General features: G+C 46.1%; 13 protein-coding genes. 6 read left to right on the top strand and 7 right to left on the bottom strand.

All coding sequences use genetic code 11. The annotated features are described in order from the left end of the window. Positions 1 to 22: 22 nt before the first annotated feature. The 4 genes from ABMY42_RS16345 to cobA all read right to left on the bottom strand — a co-directional run bounded on the left by ABMY42_RS16345 (position 23) and on the right by cobA (position 5,249). A complete protein-coding gene (locus ABMY42_RS16345; RefSeq protein WP_009698870.1) occupies positions 23 to 1,747 on the bottom strand; it encodes an SLC13 family permease in 1,725 nt (574 codons plus the stop codon). Positions 1,748 to 1,957: 210 nt separating this feature from the next. Further along, complete coding sequence (gene cysN, locus ABMY42_RS16340; protein WP_005528550.1) at positions 1,958 to 3,388, bottom strand: sulfate adenylyltransferase subunit CysN; 1,431 nt, start codon at positions 3,386 to 3,388, stop codon at positions 1,958 to 1,960. 18 nt (positions 3,389 to 3,406) lie between these two features. After that, positions 3,407 to 4,315, bottom strand: coding sequence for a sulfate adenylyltransferase subunit CysD (gene cysD / locus ABMY42_RS16335; protein WP_005450539.1), 909 nt, complete (start codon positions 4,313 to 4,315; stop codon positions 3,407 to 3,409). Between the two features lie 58 nt (positions 4,316 to 4,373). Then, positions 4,374 to 5,249 (bottom strand): uroporphyrinogen-III C-methyltransferase, encoded by an 876-nt coding sequence (gene cobA / locus ABMY42_RS16330; protein ID WP_009698871.1) that lies wholly within the window; start codon positions 5,247 to 5,249, stop codon positions 4,374 to 4,376. 275 nt (positions 5,250 to 5,524) lie between these two features. Here cobA and cpdB point away from each other — a divergent pair, with 275 nt between their 5' ends. Together cpdB and ABMY42_RS16320 are read left to right on the top strand one after the other, a co-directional pair. Beyond that, on the top strand, positions 5,525 to 7,486 hold the full coding sequence (gene cpdB / locus ABMY42_RS16325; protein WP_009698872.1) for a 2',3'-cyclic-nucleotide 2'-phosphodiesterase: 1,962 nt from the start codon (positions 5,525 to 5,527) through the stop codon (positions 7,484 to 7,486). A gap of 147 nt (positions 7,487 to 7,633) precedes the next feature. After that, positions 7,634 to 8,206 (top strand): Crp/Fnr family transcriptional regulator, encoded by a 573-nt coding sequence (locus tag ABMY42_RS16320; protein WP_009698873.1) that lies wholly within the window; start codon positions 7,634 to 7,636, stop codon positions 8,204 to 8,206. Positions 8,207 to 8,273: 67 nt separating this feature from the next. Here ABMY42_RS16320 and dbpA read toward each other — a convergent pair whose 3' ends face one another. Next, positions 8,274 to 9,653 (bottom strand): ATP-dependent RNA helicase DbpA, encoded by a 1,380-nt coding sequence (gene dbpA / locus ABMY42_RS16315; protein WP_005430562.1) that lies wholly within the window; start codon positions 9,651 to 9,653, stop codon positions 8,274 to 8,276. A 146-nt stretch (positions 9,654 to 9,799) separates the two neighbouring features. On the opposite strand from dbpA, the gene ABMY42_RS16310 reads away from it, so the two are divergent. Next, positions 9,800 to 10,252 carry a GNAT family N-acetyltransferase gene (locus tag ABMY42_RS16310; RefSeq protein WP_005450547.1) on the top strand — a complete coding sequence of 151 codons (453 nt, stop codon included), beginning with the start codon at positions 9,800 to 9,802 and terminating at the stop codon, positions 10,250 to 10,252. Beyond that, a complete protein-coding gene (locus ABMY42_RS16305; protein ID WP_009698874.1) occupies positions 10,253 to 11,113 on the top strand; it encodes a DMT family transporter in 861 nt (286 codons plus the stop codon). It begins immediately after the preceding gene. 76 nt (positions 11,114 to 11,189) lie between these two features. On the opposite strand, the gene ABMY42_RS16300 is transcribed toward ABMY42_RS16305, so the two are convergent. Further along, a complete protein-coding gene (locus ABMY42_RS16300; RefSeq protein WP_005450551.1) occupies positions 11,190 to 11,786 on the bottom strand; it encodes a LysM-like peptidoglycan-binding domain-containing protein in 597 nt (198 codons plus the stop codon). A gap of 231 nt (positions 11,787 to 12,017) precedes the next feature. On the opposite strand from ABMY42_RS16300, the gene ABMY42_RS16295 reads away from it, so the two are divergent. Both ABMY42_RS16295 and ABMY42_RS16290 read left to right on the top strand, forming a co-directional pair. Continuing rightward, positions 12,018 to 12,638, top strand: coding sequence for an FKBP-type peptidyl-prolyl cis-trans isomerase (locus ABMY42_RS16295; protein WP_005450553.1), 621 nt, complete (start codon positions 12,018 to 12,020; stop codon positions 12,636 to 12,638). A 151-nt stretch (positions 12,639 to 12,789) separates the two neighbouring features. After that, entirely contained in the window at positions 12,790 to 13,269 is a 480-nt protein-coding gene (locus ABMY42_RS16290; protein WP_349266551.1) for a DUF2780 domain-containing protein, read from the top strand. Positions 13,270 to 13,425: 156 nt separating this feature from the next. Here the strand turns inward: ABMY42_RS16290 and rplQ are convergent, their stop codons facing one another. After that, the gene (rplQ, locus tag ABMY42_RS16285) at positions 13,426 to 13,806 is read right to left on the bottom strand and encodes a 50S ribosomal protein L17 (protein WP_005383141.1); all 381 of its coding nucleotides are present in this window, start codon (positions 13,804 to 13,806) and stop codon (positions 13,426 to 13,428) included. Between the last annotated feature and the right edge of the window lie 10 nt (positions 13,807 to 13,816).

Below are 13,816 nucleotides of genomic sequence, written 5' to 3'. Positions count from 1 at the left end.
CGTATCCTTGTAAATTTACAGATTAAAACGGAAAGAAGACCGGAATCAGCGTCAGTACTAGCACTGAATACACAATGGAAATCGGCACGCCAATTCGCACATAATCGGTCAATTTGTAATTCCCTACGCTGTATACCAACAAGTTGGTTTGGTATCCGTAAGGAGAGATAAAACTGGCACTGGCACCAAACAGCACCGCCATAATGAAAGGCATTGGGTCAACGCCATAGCCTACCGCCATGCTATAGCCAATAGGGAAAGACAGCGCCGCCGCCGCATTATTGGTGACAAGTTCCGTTAGCACCAGAGTCATGATGTAAGTTGCAACTAAAGCGCCAAACACGCCCCAGCCATTAAAGGCTTCGATAAACATATTGCCCATACGCACCGACAAGCCGGATGAAATCATCAATTGCGCAATAGATAACGCAGAGCCAACAATCACCACGATATCAATTGGGAAGCGACGACGAAGTTCAGAAAGTTGAATCACACCAAAGGCAAGTAGCGCAATCAAATACGCCGCCAGACCTTTGATAATAGGTACGAGTTCCAACAACGCACAGCCAATCACTGCAGCAAAGCCAAACAACACCAAGGCCGATTTATTCGCATCCAAACGTGCACTCGAATCTAAATCGTTCACCAACACGAACTCTTTACGATGCGCGCGGCGTTCCGCTTCAAAGCGCTTACCGGGAACTAAAACTAACGTATCACCCGCGGCTAAAGTGATATTGCCTAAGCCACCTTCAAGACGCTCATGACCACGGCGAATCGCCACGACCACCGCATCAAATCGATCTCGAAAACGGCTCTCTTTAAGCGTTTTATGGCAGAAGGTCGCCGATGAGCTCACCACCACTTCCATAAAATTTTGTCCGTTGAGGTGTTGATGACCAAACAACGTTAAACCTGGGATCTCTTGTAGCGTCGCAACACTCTCTACATCACCACAAAATAGTAATCGGTCTTTAGCATTAAGCACAAAATCAGGACCAACAGAAGGCACACTGACACCATCGCGTATCACTTCAGCCAAAAATAGTTTTCTCAGTGCGCGTAAGTTATTTTCCGTAATAGTACGTCCAACCAGTGGCGAGCCCGGTTCGACACGAGACTCTAAGAAGTAAGGCAAGTCTTCTTGGTTTTGGTCATCGTAATTAGGCAAAAGGTAACTTAGCGGAATCAGAATCAGCACACCGCCCACCAACACCGCTAAACCAATCATGGTTGGAGTAAAGAAGCTCAAGCTTGGCAGACCGGCATCTTCGACAAAGCTGTTGATGATTAAGTTGGTCGAAGTACCAATCAACGTCAAAGTGCCACCAAAAATCGCCGCATAAGAAAGTGGAATCAAAAGCTTAGATGGCGCATGTTGTTGGTTGCGTTTAATCGCACCAATTAACGACACCACAACGGCAGTATTATTAGTAAAAGAAGAAAGCAAAGCAGTAGAAAAACCCAACTTAGCGATCACACTGCCAAGGTGCCCTTCAGAAATACTGCGACTGACCCAACTGATTAATAGCGTTTTTTCTAATGCGCTCGATGCAAGAATCAACAACACCAAGGTCAGAAGTGAAGAATTAGTAAAGTTTGCCGCAATGGTATTGAGCTCAATCATCCCCGCCATAAACGCAATGAAAGCGGCCCCAGCAAATACGTAGCTTGGTTTGATTTTGGTTACGAGCAAACAAGTGATAATGCCAAGCAAAATCGCTAATACAAATCCTTGTTCCCACATAGCCAATCCTTACCAATAAACCCGATATGGGCACAACAACGACTCGTGCAAACTTAGCTGCACGGAGTGACAAACGAGTAACCAGACAAAAAAGCAAAGCAAGCGAAAAAGAACGCCAGAATGCTCGGTTTCTTGGGCTTCCGGAGCATTCTGGATTCGGGGGAAATCAGCCTGACGGGTTTCGCAATCCAGTCAGGCTAAATGAACCAATTACTTCTTCAATAACTGGCTCAGGTCTTTAGCTTCCCAATGCGGGAAGTGCTTACGAACCAAAGCATTGAGTTCAAGTTCGAACGCTGAAACATCCGCAAGACCACGCTCAACAGCCGCTAGGCTTTCTTTCACCATACCTGCACCAACCGTTACATTGGTCAGACGATCGATGATGATGAAGCCGCCGGTATCGGCACAATCTTGGTAGTTATCCAATGCGACAGATTCGTTCAGCGACCACTCACACAAACCGATGCCGTTGAGTGGCAATTCAGCTGCACCGTGAGTAGAAAGATTGTTGATGTCGTACTGGTGACGAATCGCTTCAACGTGACCAACCGTCTTCTTACCAGCAATCTTAATGTCGTAATCACGACCCGGTTGCAGCGGTTGCTCTGTCATCCACACCACGTCAGCCAACAAGTGGTTAGTTGATTCTACTTGTGCATTTTCCAGCACCAGCAAATCACCACGACTGATATCAATTTCGTCATTCAGAGTCAGCGTCACAGCCAGACCTGCTTGGGCTTCTTGTACATCGCCATCAAAGGTCACGATGCGTGCAACGGTTGAGGTTTTGCCTGATGGCAGCGCCTTGATCGCATCACCTACTTTCACTGAACCTGATGAAATCGTGCCCGCAAAACCACGGAAATCGAGATTAGGACGGTTTACATACTGAACAGGGAAACGGAAATCACCTTCGCCTTTCTCGTGGTCAACATCAACAGTCTCAAGTAGCTCAAGCAGAGATGGACCTTCAAACCAACTTAGGTTTTGTCCTTTCTCTACTACGTTGTCGCCTTCTAGCGCTGACAACGGAATGATTTGGATATCCGTCTCACCCGCTAGGTTTTCTGAGAACTGTAAGTACTCATCACGGATCTCTTCAAAACGTTCTTGTGAGTAATCCACCAAGTCCATTTTGTTGATAGCGACAACAAAGTGTTTCAAACCCAGTAGGTTAGAAATGAATGAGTGACGACGCGTTTGGTCCAACACACCTTTACGTGCATCAACCAGAATCACAGCCAAATCACAGGTCGATGCACCTGTTGCCATGTTACGCGTGTATTGCTCATGCCCTGGCGTGTCAGCAATGATGAACTTACGTTTCTGCGTTGAGAAATAACGGTAAGCCACATCAATGGTGATGCCCTGCTCGCGTTCTGCTTGTAGACCATCTACCAGCAATGCCAAATCTGGCTTTTCACCCGTGGTACCTACGCGTTGGCTATCCGAGTGAACCGCTGCTAGCTGATCTTCATAAATTTGTTTTGAGTCGTGGAGTAAGCGACCGATTAGGGTACTTTTACCGTCATCTACCGAACCACAAGTCAGGAATCTAAGTAACGACTTGTACTGGTGTTGTTTTAAATAGCCTTCAATACCAAGCTCGGCTAACTGAGCTTCAACTGCACTGTTCATTATCTTTCCTTAGATCCTTTAGAAGTAACCTTGACGTTTCTTAAGTTCCATCGATCCTGACTGATCGTGGTCGATCGCACGACCTTGGCGCTCACTTGAGGTTGCCACCAGCATTTCTTCGATGATGCCTGTTAGCGTGTTTGCTTCAGACTCAATCGCGCCAGTCAGTGGGTAACAACCCAAAGTACGGAAACGAACACTCTTCTCTTCAATCACTTCACCTGGTTCTAGCTCCATGCGGTCATCGTCTACCATGATCAGCATGCCATCACGCTCAACAACCGGTCGCTTGTCTGCAAGGTACAGAGGCACAATCTCGATGTTTTCTAGGTAGATGTATTGCCAGATATCCAGCTCAGTCCAGTTTGAAAGTGGGAACACACGAATGCTTTCCCCTTTGTTTACTTGACCGTTGTATGTTTTCCAAAGCTCCGGACGTTGGTTTTTCGGATCCCAGGTATGGTTCTTATCGCGGAATGAGTACACGCGCTCTTTTGCACGTGACTTCTCTTCATCACGACGCGCACCACCGAATGCCGCATCAAAACCATACTTGTTCAGAGCTTGCTTCAAACCTTGAGTCTTCATGATGTCGGTATGCTTAGAAGAGCCGTGCACAAATGGGCTACATCCCATAGCTAGACCTTCTGGGTTCTTATGAACCAAAAGCTCAAAGCCGTATTTCTCAGCGGTACGATCACGAAACTCGATCATCTCGCGGAATTTCCAATCCGTATCTACGTGCAGTAGTGGGAATGGAATTTTGCCTGGGTAGAAGGCTTTACGCGCAAGATGCAACATGACTGATGAATCTTTACCAATCGAATACATCATGACTGGGTTATCGAACTCAGCCGCAACTTCGCGGATGATATGAATACTCTCCGCTTCGAGTTGTTTAAGGTGAGTTAAACGTTGTTGGTCCATGTTTTGTCTTTCCTTTTTAAGCTTGAAGGCTCATTAGTCCCTAATCTTTGGTCTGAAATTATATGGAGCTGGCAATAGCACTTTTGTTGAATTCAGTACTAGACAAAAACCAGTCCAACTTTTGAGACAGACGCACAACTTCGCCGACAACAATCAAAGACGGAGCTTGAGCTTCTTTAGATAATTCAGATAGTTGAGAAAGTTCTCCGGTGAAAACTTTTTGCTGGATTTGCGTACCGCGCTCGATGATGGCGATAGGGGTTGAGGCTGCCCTACCATGTTTGATGAGCTGATTCTGAATATAGTGTGATTTCATCAGTCCCATGTAGATCACTAAAGTCTGATTCCCGCGCGCTAATGTCGACCAGTCCATGTCGTCACTTTCTTCTTTAAGATGACCCGTAACAAACAGTGCTGACTGCGCGTAATCACGATGCGTCAGCGGGATCCCGGCATAAGCAGTCGCACCCGCAGCGGCAGTAATGCCTGGAACTACTTGGAAACGAACACCGGCATCAGCCAAAACTTCCAATTCTTCACCACCGCGACCAAACACAAATGGATCGCCACCTTTAATGCGCACCACTTTGTAGCCTTGCTTGGCAAAGTCCACCAGCAATTGGTTAGTCTTTTCTTGCGGCACACTGTGGTGACCAGCACGTTTACCCACGCACACCAAAATGGTTTCGCTTGGAATTAGCGCCATGATCTCGTCAGACACTAGGTAGTCGTAAAGCACGACGTCAGCCTGTTGTAGGCAGTTAAGTGCTTTCAGTGTTAACAGCTCAGGGTCACCCGGACCGGCACCAACAAGGGCAACTTCACCTGGTTGAAGAGATTGCTTGCTAAAACGCGGAAGATCGGCAGCTCGGTTATTTGAAACCAGCCGAGGCTTGTTGATTGGAAAATTCGTTACTGAATCGTTAACTGCCATGTGCTTGCTCATCATCCATTGATATCGTTATGGATGGCATTATGGCGGTGGGTTTATATTACCGGAAATTCTAAAATTTCATTTTTTATTCAAAAAACTGCTAAGAAGCTTTTGTTAGGTCTCATTTAAAATGGTGAAAAAGGCATCACTTTGACACTTTCCTCCGCATTTAATTGCCTAATGTTCACAGTTTTCTGCATCTTAGCCTGAGCTTGCACTAATATTTGTTACATTACGCTGTACGACCCCTCTATCCCATTTAATTGGAGCACCTCATGAAAATGGCAGTTAATCCCGTATCCGTCGCAGTTTTAAGCGGTATGTTGACGCTTGCAGGTCCAGCAATGGCAGACACTATTAAGCTACGTATTATCGAAACCACCGATATTCACACCAATGTGATGGATTACGACTACTACAAAGATCAGCCTTCTCAACAAATCGGTCTTAGCCGTGCGGCAACACTGGTTAAGCAAGCTCGTGAAGAAGCTGTAAACAGTGTATTGGTCGACAATGGCGACTTGATTCAAGGCAGCCCGATGGGCGATTACATGGCAGCGAAAGGGATTAACGCTGGCGAAATCCACCCGGTATACAAAGCGATGAACCAGTTGGATTACGATGTAGGTAACATTGGTAACCATGAATTCAACTACGGTCTTGAGTTCCTGAAAAACTCTATCGACGGTGCGAACTTCCCTTATGTTAGTGCTAACGTTTTCGACAAGAAGACAGGTGAGCACTACTTCAAACCTTATCTCATTAAAACGCACACGTTTAAAGACACCGACGGTCAAAGCCACGAAATCAAAGTGGGCTACATCGGCTTCGTACCACCGCAAATCATGGTGTGGGATAAGAAAAACCTAGAAGGTAAAGTTTTCGCTGAAGACATCACTGAGACTGCGAAAAAGCTGGTTCCTCAGATGAAGAAAGAAGGTGCTGACGTGATTGTGGCGATTCCACACTCGGGCATTTCTACTGACCCATACAAGCTCGGCGCTGAAAACTCGGTTTACTATCTCACAGAAGTTGAAGGCATTGATGCGATTGCGTTTGGTCACTCTCACGCCGTGTTCCCAGGTAAAGACTTTGCCAAGCTGCAAGGTGTCGACAACGCAAAAGGCACAATTAATGGCGTAACCGCAGTCATGCCAGGTCGCTGGGGTAGCCACGTTGGCGTAATGGACTTGATGCTGAAAGAAAAAGACGGCAAATGGCAAGTTGTTGAGGGTCAATCTGAAGCTCGCCCTATCTTCGACAAAGCCAACAAAAAGTCGTTGGCGGAAGCCGATAAAGGCATCGTGGATGCACTTGTTGATGACCACAAAGGCACACGTGAATTCGTCAATCAGCCAATCGGTAAAGCAAATGATGTGATGTACAGCTTCCTAGCGCTTGTACAAGATGATCCAACGATTCAAATCGTAAACCTTGCTCAAAAAGATTACGTGGAACGCTTTATCCAAGGCGACCCAGATCTTGCAGACATTCCAGTACTAAGCGCAGCTGCACCATTTAAAGTGGGCGGACGTAAAGACGATCCAAATGGCTTCACGGAAGTAGAGTCCGGCCAGCTGACTTTCCGTAATGCCGCGGATCTTTACTTATACCCGAATACGCTGGTAGCAATGAAGGTTAAAGGCAAAGAAGTTCACGAATGGCTAGAGTGTAGCGCGGGTCAGTTCAACCAGATTGATGTCAACAGCACCAAACCTCAGTCTTTGTTGAATTGGGATAACTTCCGCACTTATAACTTCGACGTGATTGATGGTGTGAACTACCAAATCGATGTCACTCAACCACCGAAGTACGACGCAAGTTGTAACGTGATCAACCCAGACTCACAACGTATCGTGAACCTGACTTATAACGGAAAACCGGTTGATCCGAAGCAAGACTTCATCATTGCAACCAACAACTACCGTGCTTACAGCGCGACTTTCCCAGGCACTGGTCCGGATTTCATCGCATTTGATTCTCCAGATGAGAACCGCTCAGTAGTTGCTGCTTACATCTCTCGCATCAGTAAAGAGCAAGGTGAAGTAACACCAAGTGCAGATAACAACTGGTCTTTCGCGCCAATCAAATCGGATAACAAACTTGATGTTCGCTTTGAAACCTCACCAAGTGATAAAGCTGCGCAGTTCATCAAAGAGAAAGGGCAATACCCGATGAAACGTGTCGCAACTGACGAAGTTGGTTTCGCGATTTACCAAATCGACCTGAATAAATAAGGGGTATGCCCAAGTAACCTCGAGATGCTAGGTTCTGCGAGAATGACTTGGGTATACTTGACAATGATTTCAAGCGGCTCTCATGAGCCGCTTTTTTGTTATCAGTAAAAACCGTTAGAATGAGAAAAACCGTTTCTGAGTTATCACATGCACAGCGATCTTTTTTCAGACTTAATCAATCATGGCTTCCTCGAAAATGAGGCAAATCAGCTTATTGAACATGGGCAACAGCTTGAACTGCCAACACGCCATATTCTCAATCACCAAGGTGAGTTCAGCTCGCACATCTACTTTGTGTTAGAGGGATTGTGCCACGCCAGTTATCTGACCGACAAAGGGAAGGAATTCAGTAAAGAGTTCTACTGGGAAAAAGATTGGGTGATTGGCTTTGAAGGGCTTATCAAAAATCAGCCTTCGCCGTATTTATTGGAAACGCTGACACCTTGTCATCTGTTTTGCTTACCGGTTGAAGTGCTACATCAGTGGCGTGAAGAAAAGCATCCTATCTACTTAAAGCTGCTCGAAGCGCAACTGATGCATAAAGAAAACAAAGAACGTTTTATGTTGCTTTACTCACCAGAAGAACGTTACCAACTGTTTTGTCAACACTATCCAGACTTAGAACAACGCATTACCGATAGCCAGATTGCCGCTTACTTGGGGATTACCGCGATCAGTCTTAGCCGAATTAAGTCGCGCTTAAAGAAAGGCAATGAATAAGATCAGGTAGGCAGGAAAAAACAAAGGCGCTCAATATCGAGCGCCTTTGCATTAAATGAGGTTCTGCTTACTTCAGAATACGAGCTCGGAATTGACGACCTTTCATCTTACCGTTGCTGATGGTTTGCAGTGCTTTCTTCGCCACAGATTTCTCTACCGCGACATAAGAACGCATCGCCATTAACTGAATCTTACCCACTTGTGCACCCGTGATACCATTTTTACCGGTCAAACAGCCAAGGATGTCACCCGCACGTACTTTCTGTTTCTTACCGCCATCGATATTAATCGTCACCATCTTCGCTTGGTATGGCTGCTGAGTTGATTTCGCTGGCAGTGTTGCTGGTACCACATCCATATCTAGGTACTCTTCAATACGAGCTACACGTAGACCATCTTTCTCACCAAAGAAGCTGAACGCCAGACCTTTGCTGCCCGCACGACCAGTACGACCAATACGGTGAACGTGTACTTCAGGGTCACGAGACAGTTCGAAGTTAAATACTGCATCAAGGTTGTCGACGTCTAAACCACGCGCTGCCACGTCTGTTGCAACAAGGATAGACACACTCTTGTTAGCAAACTGTACCAGAGCTTGGTCGCGTTCACGTTGTTCTAGATCGCCATGAAGGTCCACCACACTGAAGCCTTTGTGATGCAGTTCATCTGCCACATTCTGTACTTCTTTCTTGGTATTACAGAACACTACTGCTGACTCTGGCTGGTGCGTCAGTAGTAGGTTTGCCAGAGCTTCATCGCGTGCTTCTGAACCTTCAACGTTGTAAAAGTATTGCGCGATGCTCGACGTATCATGTGTCGATTCTACTTTGATCATCTCTGGTGATTGCATAATACGTTGAGCAATCTGTTCGATCTTCTCTGGGAAAGTCGCACTGAATAGCAGTGTTTGACGTTGCTTCGGTGCTGCATCAATGATCGCATCGAGTGCGTCTTGGAAGCCCATTTCCAGCATGCGGTCTGCTTCATCTAGAACCAGCGTGTTTAGCTCTTCTAGGTTAATGCGACCTTTCTCTAGGTGATCAAGGATACGACCGGGCGTACCTACCAGAATATGCGCGCCATGCTCTAGTGAACCGATTTGCGGTCCCATTGGCATACCACCACACAATGTCAGTACTTTAATGTTGTGAATACCACGACCTAACGTACGGATCTCTTTCGCCACCTGATCAGCCAGTTCACGCGTTGGGCACAACACCAAAGATTGTACACGGAAGCGCTTCACATTTAGGTTGGACAATACGCCCAGACCAAATGCCGCGGTTTTACCTGAGCCTGTTTTGCCCTGACCAATCACATCACGCTGATTCAAAATCGCAGGTAAGCTCAACGCTTGAATTGGCGTCATATGGGTGTAGTTCAATGATTCAAGCGTCTCTAGTAGCGCTGGATTAAGCCCTACTTGGTCAAAAGTTTGTTTGCTCACAGGGAAATATCCTCAGGTGGGATGAAAAAGAGGGCACATTATCGCCAGATTTGTCACGAAGACCAGTGAAAATTAACCATTGTTAATGAGTAATAGCAGAAAACGACGTAAAGTCAGCTGCATTCGCTCATTAATGGATATTGAAAATGATCAACTGGACTGCCCTACCTTTCTCTCAACTGACGACGACACAACTCTACGAGATGCTGCGCTTGCGCGTTGATGTCTTTGTGGTGGAGCAAACCTGTCCTTATCCAGAGCTAGATGGCAAAGATACACTAGAAGGCGTTTTTCACCTATTAGGTTACAAAGGAGATGAACTGGTTGCCTGTGCTCGCCTATTGCCTGCAGGTACCACCTACGACAATGTCAGTATTGGTCGTGTAGTAACCAAGCAAAGCGCTCGTGGTGGTGGTCTTGGACATGAACTGCTTGAGCAAGCCCTGCAACATTGCCAACAGCTTTGGGCAGGTAAAACGATAGATATCGGCGCACAGGAACACCTGATGGCTTTCTATGCGAGTCATGGTTTTGAAGTTATTTCCGAAAGCTACCTTGAGGATGGTATCCCTCATGTGGATATGCGCCGAGTAAGCTAAATGTCACCCCATCATCTGGCGTTACTATTACTGGTTATCGGCAACTTGGCGGCGTCACTCTCCGATGTCGCCGTTAAACTGATTGAAGGCGGCATTAGCCCGTTCCAATATATGTTTGTGCGCCAGTTGGCTTCACTGCTGCTCATCCTACCTTTCTATCTCAGACAACAACCGGATAAACGTAGCCTAAAGCAAGCACCTATTACCTTGTTGCGAGCGCATCTAATATTAATTGGTAGCGGATGTATGATGGTTGCGGTGACTCACCTCCCTCTGGCAACTGCAAACGCGGTTTTTTACGCAGCGCCGATTTTAATGTTGCCGCTGTCGATATTGTTCCTCAAAGAGCATCCTCCACTAAGTAAAATCTTGCTCACTTGCTTCGGGTTCCTTGGTGTCTTAGTGGTGCTCAGGCCGGATCATTTTCATTGGGCTGCACTATTTGCACTCGGCACGGCGACCACACTGGCGATGTTTAATATATTGGTAAGAAAGCTACCCAGTGAACAGTCTGTCGTCACCACACTTTGGTGGACCACGCTGTTCTCGCTGCCTATATCGGCGATAATGGCTTGGTTTTATTGGCAGCCGATTAGTTGGCAAGAACTGACACTAGTTATCGCAAGTGCAGTGTGCATCCTAAGCTATAACGGCTTGGCAGTAATGGCATATCAAAAAGCTCCAGCCGGAGAAATTGCTTTAGCAGAATACTCTGGCTTAGTGTTCGTAACACTCTTTGGGATATGGTGGTTTGACGAGATTCCAGATTGGCTGACTGCAATAGGGATCCTGATGATCGTATTACCGCTCTTACCATGGAATAAGAGAAGACAACTTGCCAATCAACAGGCACAAGATTGAGTTCCAGCAGCAAGTAAGCTTACAGACATAAAAAAGACGCGAATCATCGCGCCTTTAGAATGCTTGCTAGTGAACGTTATTTATTACGTCCGAATGTCCCGTCAGATAAACGGAAGAACATCACCGACTCACCACTTTTCTCAAGTTGAAGCATATCTAATTTGCCATCGTCAGCGAGCTTGAAGCGCACCAATTGACCTTGCTTGATTCGACTTAAAGGTTTGTCGCTGCCTTCAATTTTAACTAGGGCGTTTAAGTCCGCCATTGGCAGTTGATTACTGCGGAATACTTGGGCCAGTGTATCGCCGTTCTTTACCGTGTACTCTTTCCATTGCTCAGACTTTGGTTCTGAGTTTTGTGCAGAACGCTGCTCACTCAAGCTTTGCGCATTCAATTGAATGGCAACACGTTGATTCTCAACTTGAGTATCATCGATAAGTGCTTCAGTATCTTTTGGCACTGGAATGATCAGAAGCACCAACACCACAGGCACCAATACCATTAGTGCACGTTGATGTAGTTTTGGAAGACGGTGCCAAAACTGAGTGACAGGCTCGATCCTCTCCTGCCACTTCTCTTTGCTAAACGGCTGCTTCCAATCGATAGCAGCGAACTTTTGTTTCATCAATTCGACGTGGTCGACTTGCTGCTTTTTCTTTCTGCGACGATTCATTCTGATGAGTCCCTTAATACTTCTAATCTCAGTATAAAAATACCAGCGCGGAGAGTATATGTTTTTCGCCAAAGTAAAATGTAATTTGGCGTAAATTAGCAGAAATTTCACTTGGAGTAAGAGATAAGTCACACCCTCTGCTCCAGAATGCGACATTCGAGCTCAATCATTTAAACCGAGGCTCGAACCTGATATCCTGTGCCTTTATCACTCCTAACAAGAGCGACATTCATGTCTGAAATTAAATTTGAAACTGCAGAACAGAAAGCTAGCTACGGTATTGGTCTGCAAATGGGTCAGCAACTAGCTGGTTCTGGTCTAGAAGGTCTTAGCGTTGACGCTATCGCTGCTGGTATTGCAACGGCACTAACTGGTGACATGCCATCTATCGAAATCGATGAGATCAACAACGCGCTTCAAGAGCTACACACTCGTGCAGAAGCAGCTCGTCAAGAAGCAGCTAAAGCAGCAGCAGCTGACGGCGAAGCGTTCCTAAAAGATAACGCTCTACGTCCAGAAGTAAACGTTCTTGAGTCTGGTCTTCAGTACGAAATCATCACTGAAGGTACTGGTGAAATCCCAACAGCGGCGTCTCAAGTACGTGTTCACTACCACGGTGAGCTAACTGACGGCACTGTATTCGACAGCTCTGTATCTCGCGGTCAACCTGCTGAGTTCCCAGTAACTGGCGTAATCAAAGGCTGGGTTGAAGCACTTCAACTAATGCCTGTTGGCTCTAAGTGGAAACTATACATCCCGCAAGACCTAGCATACGGTGAGCGTGGCGCAGGTGCTGCAATCCCTCCATTTGCAGCTCTAGTATTCGAAGTAGAACTACTAGACATCCTATAATTGAGACCATTCTCAATAGCAAATTCGAAGCGGCGCACACTAGCGCCGCTTTTTTTGTTTAGAATAAACAGACTTGAGCTCAATAACCTTACGTCTCAGTAATCTCAAGAAGTAAACAAACAATAATAATCGCAAGCCACATGGAGGTATTATGCGTAAAACACTCCTCACCTTAGCTCTGCTGTCAATGAATATTGGTACAGCTCACGCTTTTCTTGATGCCGTGACCGACAAAGATAACCAAGAAGGTTTAATGGACATGGTTAGCCAAGGTATGAATGCGGAGTCCTCTCCAATCACAGATTTACTAACGAGCCAATTACCAGTTTCGACTGAACAAGCCGCTGGTGGCACAAGTGCATTATTAGCTTTGGCACAAAGCCAACTGTCAGATCAAAATAGCAGTGAACTAGAATCTCTGATCCCAGGGATGTCGAGTTTGGATGGCGCACAAAGCTTGCTAGGTAATATCGAAAGTTTAAGCGCGGTACAAAGCACTTTTGACAAGTTGGGGTTAGACCCTTCAATGATCAGTCAATTTGCGCCGGTGATACTGGGCTATTTGGGCGACCAAGGGGCAAGTGAGGGCTTACTCAAGTCACTAAGTGGATTGTGGGGTTCAGGCAGCTAAGAAGTTTCGCCTAAACATAAATTAAGACTAAAGATTCGATTATCAAAGACTAGTTTGAGAGGGGAGACAGAAAACTCAATTTGTTTCGCTTTCAAATACGACAGATACAAAAAAGCCGAGCTAATGCTCGGCTTTTTTTGTTCTTACGAACTGAGATTACTCAGCAGCTTCTTCAGCAGCTGGGCGATCTACAAGCTCAATGTAAGCCATTGGAGCTTTATCACCAGCACGGAAGCCAGCTTTTAGGATACGAGTGTAACCGCCCTGACGAGCAGCAAAACGTGGACCTAGTTCGTTAAACAGTTTTGCAACTACTTCGTTGTCACGAGTACGTGCAAATGCTAGACGACGGTTAGCAACACTGTCAGTCTTAGCTAGTGTAATCAAAGGCTCAACTACGCGACGTAGCTCTTTTGCTTTTGGCAAAGTAGTCTTGATAACTTCATGACGTACTAGAGAGCTAGCCATGTTGCTGAACATCGCTTTACGATGTGAGCTGTTGCGGTTGAGTTGACGACCACTCTTACGATGGCGCATGACCTAATCC

It is taken from the genome of Vibrio sp. SSH13-20, from assembly GCF_040104475.1.
In the GTDB taxonomy this organism is placed as follows: domain Bacteria; phylum Pseudomonadota; class Gammaproteobacteria; order Enterobacterales; family Vibrionaceae; genus Vibrio; species Vibrio harveyi.
Note: the sequence above shows the minus strand (reverse complement) of the source record. Positions and strands in the feature narration are given on the sequence as shown.

What these genes read in the sequence shown, in the direction of transcription:
- ABMY42_RS16310 (WP_005450547.1), top strand. Translation starts at nt 9,800, where the DNA reads ATGATCAACTGGACTGCCCTACCTTTCTCTCAACTGACGACGACACAA.
- ABMY42_RS16290 (WP_349266551.1), top strand. Translation starts at nt 12,790, where the DNA reads ATGCGTAAAACACTCCTCACCTTAGCTCTGCTGTCAATGAATATTGGT.
- ABMY42_RS16305 (WP_009698874.1), top strand. Translation starts at nt 10,253, where the DNA reads ATGTCACCCCATCATCTGGCGTTACTATTACTGGTTATCGGCAACTTG.
- rplQ (WP_005383141.1), bottom strand. Translation starts at nt 13,806, where the DNA reads ATGCGCCATCGTAAGAGTGGTCGTCAACTCAACCGCAACAGCTCACAT.
- cpdB (WP_009698872.1), top strand. Translation starts at nt 5,525, where the DNA reads ATGAAAATGGCAGTTAATCCCGTATCCGTCGCAGTTTTAAGCGGTATG.
- ABMY42_RS16320 (WP_009698873.1), top strand. Translation starts at nt 7,634, where the DNA reads ATGCACAGCGATCTTTTTTCAGACTTAATCAATCATGGCTTCCTCGAA.
- ABMY42_RS16300 (WP_005450551.1), bottom strand. Translation starts at nt 11,786, where the DNA reads ATGAATCGTCGCAGAAAGAAAAAGCAGCAAGTCGACCACGTCGAATTG.
- cysN (WP_005528550.1), bottom strand. Translation starts at nt 3,388, where the DNA reads ATGAACAGTGCAGTTGAAGCTCAGTTAGCCGAGCTTGGTATTGAAGGC.
- ABMY42_RS16295 (WP_005450553.1), top strand. Translation starts at nt 12,018, where the DNA reads ATGTCTGAAATTAAATTTGAAACTGCAGAACAGAAAGCTAGCTACGGT.
- cysD (WP_005450539.1), bottom strand. Translation starts at nt 4,315, where the DNA reads ATGGACCAACAACGTTTAACTCACCTTAAACAACTCGAAGCGGAGAGT.
- cobA (WP_009698871.1), bottom strand. Translation starts at nt 5,249, where the DNA reads ATGGCAGTTAACGATTCAGTAACGAATTTTCCAATCAACAAGCCTCGG.
- ABMY42_RS16345 (WP_009698870.1), bottom strand. Translation starts at nt 1,747, where the DNA reads ATGTGGGAACAAGGATTTGTATTAGCGATTTTGCTTGGCATTATCACT.